The organism is Nostoc sp. (genome assembly GCF_036917375.1).
GTDB lineage: Bacteria > Cyanobacteriota > Cyanobacteriia > Cyanobacteriales > Nostocaceae > Nostoc.
The window spans coordinates 33,350-49,255 of sequence record NZ_JBALDN010000014.1; the positions used below are offsets into that span (position 1 = coordinate 33,350).

General features: G+C 42.2%; 16 protein-coding genes and 1 riboswitch. Of the genes, 3 read left to right on the plus strand and 13 right to left on the minus strand.

The genetic code is table 11. The features are described 5' to 3' along the window. Window positions 1-32: 32 nt before the first annotated feature. Entirely contained in the window at window positions 33-1,475 is a 1,443-nt protein-coding gene (locus V7K45_RS03195) for an ABC transporter substrate-binding protein (RefSeq protein ID WP_335000295.1), read from the minus strand. A 78-nt stretch (window positions 1,476-1,553) separates the two neighbouring features. Further along, entirely contained in the window at window positions 1,554-2,405 is an 852-nt protein-coding gene (ntrB, locus tag V7K45_RS03200; RefSeq protein WP_335000297.1) for a nitrate ABC transporter permease, read from the minus strand. Between the two features lie 98 nt (window positions 2,406-2,503). Continuing rightward, a riboswitch (cyclic di-AMP (ydaO/yuaA leader) is annotated at window positions 2,504-2,720 on the minus strand. A gap of 425 nt (window positions 2,721-3,145) precedes the next feature. On the opposite strand from ntrB, the gene V7K45_RS03205 reads away from it, so the two are divergent. Continuing rightward, complete coding sequence (locus tag V7K45_RS03205; RefSeq protein WP_335000299.1) at window positions 3,146-4,336, plus strand: sensor histidine kinase; 1,191 nt, start codon at window positions 3,146-3,148, stop codon at window positions 4,334-4,336. A 151-nt stretch (window positions 4,337-4,487) separates the two neighbouring features. On the opposite strand, the gene V7K45_RS03210 is transcribed toward V7K45_RS03205, so the two are convergent. Then, complete coding sequence (locus V7K45_RS03210) at window positions 4,488-5,798, minus strand: aminopeptidase P N-terminal domain-containing protein (RefSeq protein ID WP_335000301.1); 1,311 nt, start codon at window positions 5,796-5,798, stop codon at window positions 4,488-4,490. Window positions 5,799-6,093: 295 nt separating this feature from the next. Between V7K45_RS03210 and V7K45_RS03215 the strand changes: the two genes are divergently transcribed. Together V7K45_RS03215 and V7K45_RS03220 are read left to right on the plus strand one after the other, a co-directional pair. After that, window positions 6,094-6,525: an NUDIX hydrolase gene (locus V7K45_RS03215; RefSeq protein ID WP_335000303.1), complete on the plus strand. Its 432-nt coding sequence runs from the start codon at window positions 6,094-6,096 to the stop codon at window positions 6,523-6,525. Between the two features lie 442 nt (window positions 6,526-6,967). Beyond that, complete coding sequence (locus V7K45_RS03220; RefSeq protein WP_335000305.1) at window positions 6,968-8,209, plus strand: FG-GAP repeat domain-containing protein; 1,242 nt, start codon at window positions 6,968-6,970, stop codon at window positions 8,207-8,209. Between the two features lie 91 nt (window positions 8,210-8,300). Here V7K45_RS03220 and V7K45_RS03225 read toward each other — a convergent pair whose 3' ends face one another. The 10 genes from V7K45_RS03225 to V7K45_RS03270 form a co-directional block, all read right to left on the minus strand. Then, window positions 8,301-9,068, minus strand: coding sequence for an MBL fold metallo-hydrolase (locus V7K45_RS03225; protein ID WP_335000307.1), 768 nt, complete (start codon window positions 9,066-9,068; stop codon window positions 8,301-8,303). Window positions 9,069-9,071: 3 nt separating this feature from the next. Further along, window positions 9,072-9,671 (minus strand): anthranilate synthase component II, encoded by a 600-nt coding sequence (locus V7K45_RS03230; protein ID WP_335000309.1) that lies wholly within the window; start codon window positions 9,669-9,671, stop codon window positions 9,072-9,074. A 297-nt stretch (window positions 9,672-9,968) separates the two neighbouring features. Then, window positions 9,969-10,424: a diacylglycerol kinase family protein gene (locus V7K45_RS03235; protein WP_335000311.1), complete on the minus strand. Its 456-nt coding sequence runs from the start codon at window positions 10,422-10,424 to the stop codon at window positions 9,969-9,971. 153 nt (window positions 10,425-10,577) lie between these two features. Then, on the minus strand, window positions 10,578-11,105 hold the full coding sequence (gene ybeY / locus V7K45_RS03240) for an rRNA maturation RNase YbeY (RefSeq protein WP_335000330.1): 528 nt from the start codon (window positions 11,103-11,105) through the stop codon (window positions 10,578-10,580). A 39-nt stretch (window positions 11,106-11,144) separates the two neighbouring features. Then, the gene (locus V7K45_RS03245) at window positions 11,145-11,300 is read right to left on the minus strand and encodes a DUF3285 domain-containing protein (RefSeq protein WP_335000313.1); all 156 of its coding nucleotides are present in this window, start codon (window positions 11,298-11,300) and stop codon (window positions 11,145-11,147) included. Window positions 11,301-11,441: 141 nt separating this feature from the next. After that, window positions 11,442-12,564 (minus strand): peptide chain release factor 2 gene (gene prfB, locus V7K45_RS03250; protein WP_335000315.1). Its coding sequence is split into 2 segments (ribosomal slippage): window positions 11,442-12,491 and window positions 12,493-12,564, totalling 1,122 coding nucleotides; the frame shifts between segments, so codons are not numbered across the junction. Window positions 12,565-12,681: 117 nt separating this feature from the next. Further along, a protein-coding gene (locus V7K45_RS03255; protein WP_335000332.1) for a PCRF domain-containing protein occupies window positions 12,682-13,837 on the minus strand; the annotation gives its coding sequence in 2 pieces (ribosomal slippage) (window positions 12,682-13,764 and window positions 13,766-13,837; 1,155 coding nt in all). Window positions 13,838-13,978: 141 nt separating this feature from the next. Further along, the gene (locus tag V7K45_RS03260; protein ID WP_335000317.1) at window positions 13,979-14,707 is read right to left on the minus strand and encodes a Bax inhibitor-1/YccA family protein; all 729 of its coding nucleotides are present in this window, start codon (window positions 14,705-14,707) and stop codon (window positions 13,979-13,981) included. Window positions 14,708-14,823: 116 nt separating this feature from the next. After that, entirely contained in the window at window positions 14,824-15,216 is a 393-nt protein-coding gene (locus tag V7K45_RS03265) for an RNaseH domain-containing protein (RefSeq protein ID WP_335000319.1), read from the minus strand. 119 nt (window positions 15,217-15,335) lie between these two features. Then, window positions 15,336-15,791, minus strand: a complete 456-nt coding sequence (locus tag V7K45_RS03270) for a hypothetical protein (RefSeq protein ID WP_335000321.1) — start codon at window positions 15,789-15,791, stop codon at window positions 15,336-15,338. Window positions 15,792-15,906: the final 115 nt, after the last annotated feature.

A 15,906-nucleotide genomic window follows, 5' to 3' on the forward strand; every position in this document is an offset into this window, starting at 1 on the left:
TAATTGAGTCAATCAATATTTGAACTTGGGATTTAAGACATGAAAAAACGAGTGGGAGCGTTAGCCCTGATGGCAAAACTATTCAGATAACCCACCGGATCGCTGGGGTCGAAGCCTTTCTTATCTATAAATACCTCTGGTGGTTCGACCTTGTAATCATCCTTGGGACATTGGATGCCCATTTCCGATGCTATCTCCCGATATAAATCTGTTCTCCAGCCTTGTTGAGCTAGTTTCTCGGCATTTTTGGGGAATTGCTTAATTTGTCCCCACCGCGCTGCTTGTGTCATCAACCAGATACTTCTCGATCTCCATAAGAATGTCGAGTGTTCTCCTGGCTGTTTGGGAAGGTTGTCAGGAATATCGAAGAAAATCGTGGTGTCGGCGGCTTTGATGGTGCGGTCTTTGCCGTCAAAGCCGCCATAGTTGTAATTGCCAAGAATTCCCGGACTTGTAAATTTCGCGATTGGGGCATCTTTCTTTTTAGGTTTAGCACCTGTAAAAGAACGGTCTGTTATCAGTTCGGCTACTTCTTGGCGATTTTCTACTTTGCTGCAATACTGGCAAGCTTCAATCATCGCCTTGACTAGTGAACGATAGGTTTTGGGATATTTCTCAATAAAAGATTCCATCACCCCCAAAAGGCGATCTGGATGTCCCAACCAGACCTCTTTACCTTGTGCGAAGGTAAAGCCGATGTTTTCGTTACCTGTTATTGCTCGTGTGTTCCAGGGTTCTGCAACCATGTAAGCTTGCATGGCACCAATCCGCACATTTGTTACCATTTGGGGGGGCGGAACGATGATGATCCGAAACTCTTTAAGCGGATCTACACCAGCGGCGGCGGATAAGTAACGGATAAAGTATTCGTAAATGGCGGAACTTAAAACAACCGCCCAAACTTTGCCTTCTGGCGGTTGCTTGTCAAAGTAGCCTCGGAAATCGCGCCCAAAGGCTTCTAAAGCACCATCGCCATATTGTTGTTGATACTCGTACCACGGACGCAGCCCAAAATCCCACATAGCTTTGTCCATTGTCATGGCGTTACCGTGGCGGTGAATGGTCATGGCTGCACACAAGGGGGCATGGCGTGCGCCTTCAGCACCAATTCTGGCGTTGGTAACTGCACCAGATACCACGGGTGAAGCATCCAGGCGACCAAAAATTACACCGTCGCGGGAGGTAGCCCAACTGGCTTCGCGGTTGAGTGTAACGTTCAAACCATACTTGCGGAAGAAACCTTTTTTCCAGGCGATCGCAAATGGCGCACAATCATTAACGGGAACGTAACCAACTGTCAGATCGGCTTTTTCTAGGTCGCCACTTTTAACTACTGGTTGCACAGCTAAGGCTTCTTCTGTCAATCCTTTGGCCGATCTATCTCCTGAAATCCCACAGGAAGACAGCGCTATTCCCGCCGTTGTTGCTCCTATTCCCTTGATAATATCTCGTCGAGTCCAGTTAATATCACCCATTCTTGTAGCTCCATTGGTGATTAATTGCTCACGCTTGAGATGCAGAGTCTTTGCTGTTTTGATAGCAGCCTGATTTTGTTAGTTGGAAGTTTTAGGACGATGGGTTACTAATTCTTGAAGTTTACCCACGGCGTAATCTAGAATTAACCCAGTTAAGCCAATTATGAACACAGCTAAAAACACTGAACTCAGGTTTAAGCGACTCCATTCATCCCAGACAAAGAAGCCGATACCAATACCGCCTGTAAGCATTTCTACGGCAACAATTACTAGCCAAGCTATCCCTAAACTAATTCGTAAACCTGTAAAAATATACGGCAAACTTGCAGGCCAAATGATTTTTGTAATCCGTCGCCAACGGGGCATTTCTAGGACTCGTGCCACATCTAAATAATCTTGGGGAACGCTAGAAACTCCTAAGGCGGTATTAATAATTGTTGGCCATAAGGAGGTAATAAATATGACAAAAATAGCTGAAGGATCTGCTAAATTGAAAATTGCTAAGGCGATGGGTAGCCAAGCTAGGGGCGATACAGGTTTAAAAATTTGAATGAGCGGATTAAGCGCTAGCATTGCCGATCTGGACATACCAATTAGAAACCCCAGAGGAATCGCTACTACCGCACCCAACAAAAAGCCTATTAATACCCGGCGCAGACTTGCGATCAATAGCCAACCAATTCCTAAGTTGCCTGGGCCTCGCTGGTAGAAGGGATTTAAAATGTAGTCTAGATTAGCAATTAGCGCTTCTGGTGGAGTGGGCATCAATTCATGGTTGGCAAGTGCAACAATCCACCACAGCACAATTATTCCCAAGAAACCCAATATAGGTAGAAAGAAAACATCCTTGACAATTACAGGTTTTGTTTTTTTCCAAGCAGCTTGTCCAGCGATCGCCGCGATCGCAGCCAAATTTAGTTGAAATATCATTTACGACCTCAACAGATTTAAGTGCAGGTACAAAAAATTCGAGCAGTACCAGCCTTGGACACCGATGAGATCGGAACATTATAAATAATGCCGTCTCTTCAGTCTCCTCTCAATGCCTACGAAGTTAGCTGACGGGCTAGGGCTGAGAGATGCCCTTCTGAAGAAAGTTATGAGTTATGAGTTAAATATTAGTAGTTAGTAACTTCTAACTCCTCTACTCTCAACTCCTCACTTTCTATGAGATACGCCCCACAATTTGGTTCCTCCGCTCCAGCGTTATGCACTGTGACACGCTGAATTAGGCTGACTTACTCTAATGGATACTAAATTATTCACATTATGAACAATATAACATTGATGCTCAGTAAAAGCCATCTATTTTATGAGAAATGTTGTTTATTTTAATACTTAATTTCAGTGCTATTAGTTACTTCTTAGTGATATATAGTACTTGTGTATTGAGTTGTGTTGTGAGTGAACTCCTTGGACAGACAGCCAAACAATATAGTCAAGCAAAGTATCAAAAATGTTACGTGCTTGATTAATATTTTTTAATAGAAAACGGAATATACCGATAATATTTTATATACGACTACTTAATTAGCAAACAAAATAACATATATAATCTATTTCTTTTGGTAGGTGAACTAAATTGTTAAATTTGGTAAAAGCTCACTGCACTCGTTAAACTAATTGGATATGGAAGTTTACTCATCTATCTCCTAGCTGAATTTAACATAATGGATTTTAGTCAAGTACTGGCTGAAAAAACGGATACCATCGTCGATAAATGGATTTTAGCGGTTCGCAAGGATAGACGGATTGAAAGTGCTGATGATCTATCTTATACAGCTGTAAAGGATCACGTCCCTGATGTTTTGAAAGCTATGGTGACAGTGCTTTCAAAATCTCAGGATAATGATATTCAGTCAATAGTTACTGCCAGTTTTCAGCATGGAGCTATTCGAGCCGAACAAGGCTTTGACCCAGCAGAAATCGCCAGAGAATATCATCTGCTGCGAACAATAATATTTGATGCTCTACAAGCAGATTTATTGGAAGGAACACCTGTAGAGATAATTCGTTCTATGCGTTTGATTGACGCTATCCTAGACGAAGCGATCGCTCGATGTTTCAAGAGTTATGTTGAGGAACGCTTGCGGGAATTACAGCAGTTGCAAGCATCATTAACGCTCCATAATGAGGAACTGACGCGGTTAATTAGCGCCAATCAAGAGTATCTTTCCCAACTAGCCCACGAATTAAAACATCCTCTAACTTCTATTATTGGTTATTCGGATCTGTTTTTACGCCAACAACGGCGGAAAGCTGGTATAAAAGACAACTATACTAATTTAGAACATATTGAGCGGGTACTACGCAATGGTAGACAGTTACTCCATTTAATCAATGATGTACTAGAACTTTCCCGCTATGAGGCAGGACAGATAAAAATCCAATTAGCGCCTACCGATGTGCGGGAATTAATCGATAATGTCTGTCAAATGTTGGAACCTTTAGCTGTGGGAAAAAATTTACAAATCGTAGTCGATTGCGATCGCATCCCTGAAAAATTAATCACAGATTCATTTCAGTTGCAACAGATTATTACAAATCTTCTTAGTAATGCGATTCGTTATACAGAGTCGGGAACTATTATTATCATGTGTCAGGTGTTGGAGAAGCAAAGATGGGCGATCGCAGTTTCTGACACTGGAGTTGGCATTGCACCCGAAAACCAAGCCCAGATATTTGAACCCTACTTTCGCGTGAGTTCTAGCGATCGCCCCTATCTTCCTGATAGTACAGGATTGGGATTAGCGATCGTTTCGCGGTTGGTAAAACTATTGCAAGGTCAAATTAACCTAGCCTCGCAGGTAGGCGTTGGCTCTACTTTCACCGCAATTTTTCCTTTAGAAGTGGAGTTTTAAAAGCGACTGGAAGTAGCGGCTACACAAAGCAAAGTCCACCTGCGTGGACTAATACTAAATCAAGGATTTGAAATCCACCTCTGTGAGTTCTGTCCGTATTAAGTGCGATTTACAATCGTATCTTACAAATGGTGGGCATCATACCCATTTTTTATTTTTCTATTTCATCTATTTCTTTAGGAACCCCCGCAGTTAACACCTCATGTCCTCCAGGTGTTACTAACACATCATCTTCAATACGAATACCAATCCCAACCCATCGAGGATCGGTCTCTGGCTGGTCTTCTGCTAGTTTGGTATCTGGCACAATATATAATCCCGGTTCCACTGTCAAAATTTGACCTGGTTGTAAAATCTGTGGTTTATCTTCACCATGCTGGTAAACACCGACATCATGGACATCCAAACCTAACCAATGACTAGTGCGATGCATATAATATGGTTTGTATTTCTCTTCTTCAATTAACTTATCAATTTCACCCTTGAGAATACCAACTTCGACTAAACCTTCTGTAATGACGCGCACTGCTGTATCGTGAACTAATTTGAAGGGATTACCTGGTTGTACTTGAGCGATCGCTTGTTTTTGCGCCTCCAAAACAATCTCATACAGCGTCTTTTGTTCTGGCGTAAATTTACCCCCAACAGGAAATGTCCGCGTAATATCGGAGTTGTAATAACCGTAAGCACAACCGGCATCAATTAGCAGTAATTCTCCATCCTGCATTTGACGATTATTTTCAATGTAGTGTAGTACGCAAGCATTTACACCAGAAGCCACAATGGAAGGATAAGCAGGCCCCATTCCACCCCGAACTCGAAAGATCCGCTCCATCTCCGCCTGGATTTCGTACTCATAACGTCCCGGTGCGGCGATTTCTTGGGCATAATTGTGTGCTTCGGTGGCGATCGCAGCTGCTTGACGCATCAATTCCAACTCAGCTTCGCTTTTGATCAATCTCATGCTGTTGAGGACAGGGCCAGTATCTTCAATAGCGATCGGCCCTGTACCGCGTTTAGGATAAGTCCGCAGTAAACTTTGGTAATGTTTGAGGATTTGATCGTTAAAACTGCGATCGCGTCCTAAGTGATAGTAAATCCGGCTGGCTTTTTCTAAATACTGCGGTAACTTTTCATCTAACTCGCTAATCGGGTACGCTTCATCAGCACCATAAATTTCCTTGGCTGCATCTACCCCACAAAGATAACCAGTCCATACTTCTTTTTCGCGATCCTTTGGTTGGACAAACAGCACAAACCGATGTTCTGCATGATGCGGCGCTAACACTGCTACTGCTTGTGGTTCATTAAAACCAGTTAAGTAAAAAAAATCACTATCTTGCCGATAAACATACTCGACATCGTTGTGCATTACTGCCATTGGCGCACTGCGAAAAATGGCTGTTCCATCACCAATTTTTGCCATTAACTGTTCGCGACGCTGCCGATATTCTGCTTGCATAGTTGATGTACTTTTAAAAGTATTGTATTATTTGAGACTTTTAGCAACTAACAGATGCACAGATGATGCCTCTTAATAGTTGCTAATCTAAGTTATTCTAACCAATATTTGTTTCCACTCAAGTCATAAATCATTAGATAATAATCAATTATCTCAAAAGAGTTATATTCCTTACTTTTTAAAAAAGCTGGGAATCTTGTAGCTATCTAATGATTTAGGATATTCATGAAATAATTTTTCAACGTTTATCTTACATTCTAATATTTCATAAATCTAACAACACATAGTCAAAAATATGTCTACTCAACCCACAATAAAAAAAGTTCTCGCTTACGTAACTAACAAAGATGAATTAATGGTGTTTACACATACTGATTTTCCTGAAGCTGGCGTGCAAGTACCTGCTGGTACAGTTGAAAAAGGTGAGGAGCCATCTGAAGCTGTGCTGCGAGAAATTTATGAAGAATCTGGTGTTAAGGGAGTTCGTATTATTGAGTTATTGGGTATTTATCAATACAACATGACTCCCTATCGGGATGAAATTCAAGAACGTTATGTTTATCATCTCGAATTAACTCAGTCTACACCATCTACTTGGCAGCATTGGGAAATACATCCAATTACTAGCAAAAGCCCTATAGCATTTGATTTTTATTGGGTTAAATTAGATAGCTCAAATTTAGGACTAGCCGGTGATCAAGGTTATTTTTTATCTAAGCTTGTTTAGAAAATAAAAAATAATGGAGCTTCAGCCACTACTTAAAGATGTGCCAAAAAACAAAGGTAATATTAGAGAAATTCATTAGGACTAATGTAGCGATCGCTTCTATCTTAATTAAATCTATTTAATTAAACATAAAATAAATTTATAGTTCACAGGTGAAGTTTCGATACAATCTTCAAATGTCAAAGAAAATAGATAAATTAATCATTTTTATTTATAAATAATTATATATATCACAAAACATATTTTGCAATTGCTTATATCGAACTTGAAAATTTTACAAAAATAGTTTAAAACAAACAAATATTTATCTTCAAAAAGTGACATTAATAAATAAAAAATAGTTATAAAGAAATCTTGAAAACCAGGTAAATGTTATTTCGTTACAGAAAGAGATTGCCAAAAAAAGTTAAAAAAATATGACAGCCAATAATAAAAATTCACCATGCCTGAAAATCAAAATTCCTCACCCTTAGCTTTGAATACATCTCGATTAGCATCAGATTCTTTTGCAAAATCAGAAATCTTGACAACTTCTCTTAAGAGTTTAAATTATGATTTGGGGTTTGGAAATAAGAGTTCTTCACTAGCACTAGAAAGTCAACCGATAACTGCGCCTATTAAAACGTCAGCAAATCCCAATCCTAATCCTTACTTAACTAGTGCGGCGATTACTCCTGACTTTAACGGTGATGGCAAAACGGACAAAGTTTGGGTCAATTCTTCAACTGGTGAGATTATCATTCGGTTGATGGATGGCACAAAAGTTATCGAACAGGGTTCTTTAGGTCAATTCGACCTATCTGCCTATGATTACAAAATTGCTGACTTCAATGCTGATGGCAAAACCGACTTCTTATTACGCAATAAGACAACCGGTGAGAATAGCGTTGTCCTGATGGATGGAACCAAAGTTGGTAGTGCGGCTGCTTTAAGTAGCGTCGATCCAGCCTGGAGTCCTCAGATTGGAGATTTCAATGGCGATCGCAAAACCGATATCTTCTGGCACAATAGTCAAACCGGTGAGAATGCTATTTGGGAGATGGATGGCACCACAGTTCTGAATGCAACTGTTTTAGACACTACAGACGCAGCATATACTCCTACCATTGTTGATTTCGACGGCAATGGCAAGAGTGACATCTTCTGGCGCAATCAGACAACTGGCGATAACGTCGCTTGGTTTATGGATGGTACGCAAAAGACTGACTTTGCTCTACAATCACAAGATGCCGCCTGGACTGCTAGCCTTGGTGATTTCAACGGCGACTTTAAGACAGACATTCTGTGGAGAAACGCTCAAACTGGTGAGAACAAGGTTTGGACGATGAATGGCATCTTAGTCACAGAAGGTGCTTTAGGTACACTTGACTCATCCTGGACTTCCAAAATTGGCGATTTCAACGGTGATGGCAAGACCGATATCTTCTGGCACAATGGCACAACTGGTGAGAACACTGCTTGGTTGATGGATGGTACAACAGTTGCAACTGAAGCTTTCTTACCAGCTAATAACGCTGCCTTGACACCATCTCTTGGCGATTTCAACGGTGATGGCAAAACTGATATCTACTGGCGCGATCAGACAGCAGGTACAGACACCATCTGGACTATAGATGGGACAACGGCAGTTGATAATCCTATCAGCGACGCAGATAAGCTGACCGGAGAGTGGTATACATTCTAAAATAAGAATTCAGAATTCAGGAGATGGAGGCAGGAGTCATCATTCTCCCCCTGCTTCCTCTGCTTCTTTCCCAATCCCCAGTCCCCTTTATTCAAAATTTGTAACTCAAAACCTGAATTTCCCCCTTTTCCGGCAATTTGCTAGGGCTAATGGAAATACTATCTCCATTGCTACGCCGTACTGTCATACCTTGCATCAAGGTTAGAAAATTATCTAGTGGGGAAAGATCGCACTTAGCAGCATCAGCAGCTTGTGTCCGGTAATGGGTTGGAATCACTAACTTGGGATTTAATATTTGAACAGCCTGCTTTGCTTCCTCAGCATTGTAGGCTTTTGCACTGCCTCCCACTGGAATAAATGCCACATCGGGACGCCCCATCAGGATTTTTTGCTCAATGGAAATGGGTGCAGCAGCTCCTCCTAAGTGTAGGATATTAACTCCGCCTTGCTTCCAACTCCAAGCAGTATTTGAGCCAAACTGCTTACCACCTTTGCGATCGTGGTCTATAGCAATTCCTTGGAATTTAATGCCTTTAAACTCATAAACTCCTGGTTCGTAGATCAGTTTTGCATTTCCCGGTAGTACGTCTACAGCACCTTCATCTAAAAGTTGGCTGCTAATCAGTACCAAATCTGCTGCAACTTTTGGGGGACGATACCCAGCAGTACAACCAACCGTCCGAAATGGATTGACCAGAACTTTCGCACCACCACCAGTAAAAAGAAAGCAAGTATGACCCAACCACTGAACTGATAAACCGCTAGATTGTGCGTCAGCTTGAGATTCAGAACCCAAGGTAGTAAGCAAAGCTGTTACCAACCCCGCCCCAGCATAGCCCATCAACTGTCGTCGTTTCATTAATTATGCTCTTGACTGTAACTGTTCCAGAAAATTTCGCAATAACTGTTTTCCTGAAGCTGTCAGGACACTCTCTGGGTGAAACTGGACGCCCTGAATGTGAGGATAGTTCCGGTGTCGCACTCCCATAATGGTGTTATCTTCAACCCAAGCGGTGATTTCTAACACATCTGGGCAAGTCTCACGTTCGATTACCAAACTATGATACCTAGTGGCGGTTAGAGGACTTTCTAATCCCCGGAAAACCCCCACTCCAGTGTGAGACACCTGAGAGGTTTTGCCATGCATCAACTCTGGAGCAGGAATTATTTTACCACCGAACACTTGACCAATGCTTTGATGTCCCAAACAGACACCCAAAATTGGTAACTCTTGTCCTAGCTGTTCAATCAATTCTAAAGAAATGCCAGCATCTTCCGGGCGACCAGGCCCAGGAGAAATAACTACGGCTTCCGGCTTTAATGCCCGAATCTCATCTATGGATATTTTGTCGTTGCGAAAAACTTTAATATCATCTGCCACTGGGAACTCTGATGCCAATTCTCCCAGATACTGCACTAAATTATATGTAAAACTGTCGTAATTGTCAATAACTATAATCAAAGCTTATCACTCCTGGTTTTTACCACTCATCAGTTGCAAAAAGCATAGATAAGTATCTTATGCTATTTGTTCGTTAGGTGTAAAAATAACGCTGACGTGGACGCATAGGTATGAAGCAGCTACTCTGCGGCCACTTCTCAAAGATTACCAAGGAATCCTTTAGTCAGGATGCTTGGCACAATCGCATTACTTAAATTTTGAATATGTTTTCCAAAGGGGATTGGACAGAGTGCGATCTTTTTACCAAATTACTCACTTGGCGATGCTTGCGGTGGGCTAGTCCTACGCAAGTCACAGCTATAAAGCCGATATAATCAACGTTACCAGAGGAGGGAGTAATAGGATACCAGCTACTAGCACTGCTACCAAAGCAGACACAAGCACTGCACCAGCCGCACAATCTTTAGCAATTTTTGCCAATTCATGGTATGTCTGCTTGACGGTTAAATCCACAAGGGACTCGATCGCTGTATTTAGTAACTCTAATGCTAAAACTAAACCACTAGTTATACCAATTACGGCTATTTCCACGGCTCGCAGATGCAAAAAAACACTTAAAGCGATCGCCATTGCACAAACACTTACGTGGATGCGAAAATTACGTTGAGTTTGAAAACTATAGCTGATTCCAGCCCAGGCATATTTAAAACTAACAAATAAATTAGAGGCTACTTTCCAGGAGAATTCCCGTTCGTTAGACACCAGTGTTTGTAACGAGGTAGGCGTTGGTGATGGAGAAATTTTTTGGGTCATAGACTTAAAAACACGAGAACAGAGTTGCTACAGTGGGAATATTCGCCGATCTTAATGGCAGAATTAACTTTGAGGCAATCTTTAAGCAATTTTCCACAGAAGTATTATAAAAGTATTACCCAAAATTAACATTAAGAGATACATCAGCTACTGCTATTCGATGTCAATAGCAATACCTATTGCATTCAGCAATCTCACTTGCTGTTTTAACATTCGCTCCAAACTTTTTTCATCAGGATGATCCCAGCCCAACAGGTGTAATAAACCATGAGTAGCTAACCAGGCTAGCTCAGTTGGTAAGCTGTGTTCCTGTTCTTGAGCTTGGCGTTGTGCTGTATCTACAGACACAATAATATCACCTAAGTATAATGGGACAGAGGCAAGCATTTCTTTGCTTTGAGGAAAATCCACCTCCAAAGCTGCAAAGGCTAAAACATCTGTCGGCTTATTTTGCTGACGATACTGAGCATTCAGTTCTTGAATTTGCAAGTCATCTGTCAAACGCAGCCCGATTTCATAACTTGGCGCTGGTGGAATCTGAGGCTGAAGTATTTCCAACCAGTGATTAAACCAGTTTTCCCAAGTTTCAGGGGTAATTCGGTCATTAGTCTCGCCAATTTTTACAGATGTTGTCGGGGACAACTCATAAAAATACTCCTCCACATATAGTTCAACTCTCAGGGGCACACAGTCTCCTTGTCTGAGGTTTACGATTTGTCGTTAGTGAGTGAGGTAAGCAAGACCAACAAGCAGAGCTAAAAGCCCTACAGCAGTCAACGCAAAATGCTTTAAGGAAGTTCCACTCTTCCGCACCATGTTTCGCATGGCGAGTTTTACGTAGCTAGGTTGAGGTTCTGTTGAAGGTGAGTTGCTCATAATTATTTGTCTACAGACTCTTTTATAACTGTAACAGTTGGTCTGAACATAGAATTGCGATGAATTGCGATCGCCTATATATTGCTAAGGCGTTTCTCAGTGAAACGCCTTAGCAATCAGGGTGTTATATAACGAGCGCCTCTATACCGAAGTATTTTCTACTAGTTTATTTTCTTGGCGCAGATAAGCTTGGATGAATGTATCAATTTCGCCATTCATCACATCACCAATCGCTGTTGTTTCTGTGTTTGTACGCAAATCCTTCACCATCTGGTAAGGATGAAACACATAGTTACGGATTTGGTTTCCCCAGGAGGCTTCCACCATATCGCCACGAATTTCGGCAATTTCTTGGGCACGTTGCTCTTTGGCTATGACCAACAGCTTTGCTTTGAGGCGATTTAAGGCTTTTTCTTTATTTTGCAGCTGCGATCGCTCCTCTGTACAGCGCACGGCAAGACCAGTGGGAAGGTGAACAATCCGCACCGCAGTTTCTACTTTGTTGACGTTTTGACCACCTTTACCACCAGAGCGAGTTGTGGTGATTTCCAAATCTTTGTCTGGAATATCCAATTGCACAGAGTTATCAATCTGCGGCATCACTTCCACCCCTGCGAAACTGGTTTGTCGCTTGCCGTTGGCATTAAAAGGTGAAATCCGCACTAAGCGATGTGTACCCATTTCCGATCGCAAGTAACCATAAGCATAGCGACCAGTAATTTCTAAGGTTGCCGATTTAATTCCGGCTTCATCACCCTCTGACTCTTCAGCTAAAGTTACCTTATAGCCATGAGCTTCGCCCCAACGAGTGTACATCCGCATCAGCATAAATGCCCAGTCTTGAGCATCTGTGCCACCAGCACCAGCACTAATCGTCAATACAGCACCTTCCGCATCATAGGGGCCAGAAAGTAACTGTTGTAACTCCCACTGATCCAGGTCACGATTCAGTTTAGTGATGGTAGATTCTGCTTCTTGGAGTAGTGCCTCATCAGTTTCTAACTCCAACAATTCAACAACTGCCTTGGTATCTTCTAGATTGGCGTGCCAGCGATCGTATTGCTGGAGGTGGGCTTTCAGGTCGTTGAGTTCTTGCAGGGTTTGTTGAGCCTGGGTTTGGTTATCCCAAAATTCTGGCTGTGCTGATATTTTTTCTAGGTCTTGAATTTTGGCTGTCAGTGCAGGTACGTCAAAGATAGTCCTGGGTTTTACCCAGGCGGCCAGACAACGTTTCGATTTCGCGTTTGAGTTCTAAAACTTCCATAGTGCTTGCTGAATGATAGATAGAGCGCTTTAGATTTGAAAATTGCCCTTTATTCTACTTATGTTTCTTGATTTTAGCTGTAGTTGGGCAAATTTTTTCTCCACTACTTACTCTAAGTTACAAAAGTGACTTGGAATTATCAAGTGCTTCTTGGGTAACTGAAGTAGTCTGATTTAGCTGTTGCAGATAGGCTTTGATAAACAAATCAATTTTGCCGTCTAATACCTCTGTCGCAGCAGGTGTTTCTACATTAGTACGTAAATCTTTCACCTTGGTGTAAGGATGCAAGATATATTCACGGATGAGCTTGCTGGATAGAGACTTTATTAGCCGAGGTTGAATTTTGTCAATCTGGACACCTTGGGCTAGTGCGTAGGCGTAGCCAGCCGTAGGCATCGCAAACAGTTTACTCTTGAGAATAGCTAAGGCTTTCTCTTTGTTTTGCATCTGACTGCGTTCTTGGTTACAAGATACACTAATCCTACTAGGAATGTGAACTATCTTTACCCATGTTTCTGTCCGGTTGACATTCCCCCGATAGCGATAAAAAGTAATTTCCAAATCCTTCTCTGGAATCTCCCACTCAACAGACTCACCCAATATTGGGATAACTTCTACACTAGCTAAACTCGTTCGCAAGCTGTTAGCAGCATCAAAGGGCGATATTTGCTCTAGTTGATGTGTGCCTGTTTCTGATTTTAGGTAGCCGTATGCATAACGACCGATAATTTCCAAGGAGGCAGACTTAATTCCAGCTAAATCCCCGCAAGATTCTTCCACTAAAAGGATTTTGTAACTGTTGCTTTCTCCCCATTTAGAGTACATTCGTAGCAGCATATATACCCAATATTGAGCATCTGCACCACCAACCCCAGCAGTAATAGTTAGAAATGCACCTTTTTGGTCGGAGGGGTCGGACATCAATTGTTGTATTTCTACTGTTTCAAGTTCTTGCTGGAGTTGGGTAAGGTTGGTTTGCGCCTCTAGCAACAATTCCTCATCAGCAGATAATTCTAGTAGTTCTAGTGCAGCCTTGATATCTTCTAGAATGAAGTGCGATCGCTGATATTGTTTCTTTTTAGCGTTGAGTGAATCAATTTCTTGAAGTGTCTGACGCGAAGTGATGGAATTATGCCAGAAAGTAGGTTGAGAAACTAATTCATTCAAGTCCTCAATTCTTGCACTCAGTTCTCGAACGTCAAAGACAGCCTTCAGCCTTAGTCAAGATATTTGATAACCTTTCTACTTCGCGTTTGATGTTCAACAGTTCCAGCATGGTTTTACTCACAGGCGTTGATAACTTACTACATATTGTATTACTAAAATTGCTCTAGTTTCTCATCCCACAAAAAACCGTGGCTGCTAATGCTTAACCACGGTTGATAATTTGTTAAGTTTTTCTACTTACAGGTACTTAATCGCGGCCATTTATGGCAATTAGCAACCGCAAGATAAAGACAAACAAATTTATGTAAGTAAGGTACATCGACAAAGCCACAGGCAGATACTGGTCATCGCTGTAAGCACGCGGCAAGATGTAGAAATCGACGACAGATGCACCAACAAACAGGAATACTCCTAAACCGGAAATAGCGATTTCTAACCAATTTGGTGTGTAAACACCAAACATGGCAAACCCGAATTGGGCAAAGCATACAGCCACCAAAGCGATAACACCAAGATTGATGGTTTTTGTCAAAGCTATGCCGTCTTGTTCAGAGAGATTTGAACCTATTTGACGGGCGGCAATAAATGTGATGCCACAACTAAGGGCAGCCAAACCAATACCTTGAATGCCAACACCTTTTTGTCCCAAAGCGACAAAAACTAGGCCACTGAGAGTATATCCAGATAAGAGGCTGTAGGTTGCCAACAAGGGCAATGCAAGCCCTTTGTTACCTTTTTCAGCGACATTTTGGGCAACAAAGAACAGAATTAACTCCACAATCACCGCACCTATGAAGGTGGGGAAAAATAGTTGGGGGTTAGCACGGATAACTCCCAGACCGCCGTATGTCCCTAGTGCCGTTAGCACAAGACCGCCACCTACGTAAGGCAGGGCGTTAGCAATTACATTTGGGCCAATAAGGGCTTGAGTTTTAGCTTCACGGAAAGCTTCACGAAAGTTACTGGTATTGCTCATATCTCGATAGTAGCTTTATTCAGGGAAACGTCCTACTTATTCCCATTTTTACCAAGCTTAACGTTTAACAGCTAGTGATTTAATGTAGCTGCAAAATCTAAAAGGCGGCTTTGTTGCTAAAAGTCTGAATCATCAGCCTCTGAGGGTTCTATAGTATCTCTGATACTTACAGCATACTCTTTAGCCTTGATAGCAAAGCGAAAAGGCAATGGGAGACTAACATCATTTGCAAAATAAGGCCAGCGACTTCTGAGAGAGTGAACAAAATGAGCTAGCTTGTCGCCTTTGATTTGTGGGTGATGAATCAGGGCAATTTCTAAGATTCTGGCTTTTCCAGGTTGCCTGCTGCCATTGTCAAGACGAGACTGCCATGTACGTAATATGTGCTTTTCAGTATTTAAAGGCTTTCTAACGCTCAGGTAAAGCGATCGCTCTCTATCATCACACACACCCTGCCATCGGTCTATTGAGGAATAACACTGCACCAAATGCAGCTTTGCCTTGAGCATTCAAGATGTTATGACCCCGCTCTAAAGCCATCAAAGGAGCAACTACAATCTGGGTGGGTAAATGTTGTAGATTCCTGATTTCGCTTCGCAGAATCCCATGAAGATGAGTAGGAGCATTGTCACGGCGGAGGGTAGCGCGATTGTAAGATAGACGTGACCCATTCGGATTCGTCGTAGCTACCCACGACAATCAAGATACGATCGCGATCGCTCCACCATTCAGGTTGCTGCTGTTTTCGCTGTTCTAAATCCTGAAATACCCCATCTAGAAAATTCTCTGCACCTCTTACCGAGTAGCACATAGCCTCGACCATTTCTTCAGCAGCAAGTTTGCGTCTTGCAGGTGGCAATCCTGGTAAAGAAGTTAAGTACATACGGGACATACCAATGCTAAGGACTTCTGGTACTTGAATTCGCTTTTCTAGCTCAAGTTTTTCCCACTCCACCACGCCAGGAGCTAGATACCGCAGAGTATCGGTAACAGATAGCTGTAAGGAGGATGTTTCCGGTTCAGATGTGAGGAGGCGAAGACTACGGGCGCTGTGGTCATCCCATTCCACGTCTATACCGCGCATAGTTTGCAACCACTTCTGAACCAATACGGTTCAGTTAAGGCTGAAAGTCGTGTAAATTAAGCATTGTCCAAGAATGAAAATGAGCGTGTGGTGCATCTCAAAGATTTCTTATTGG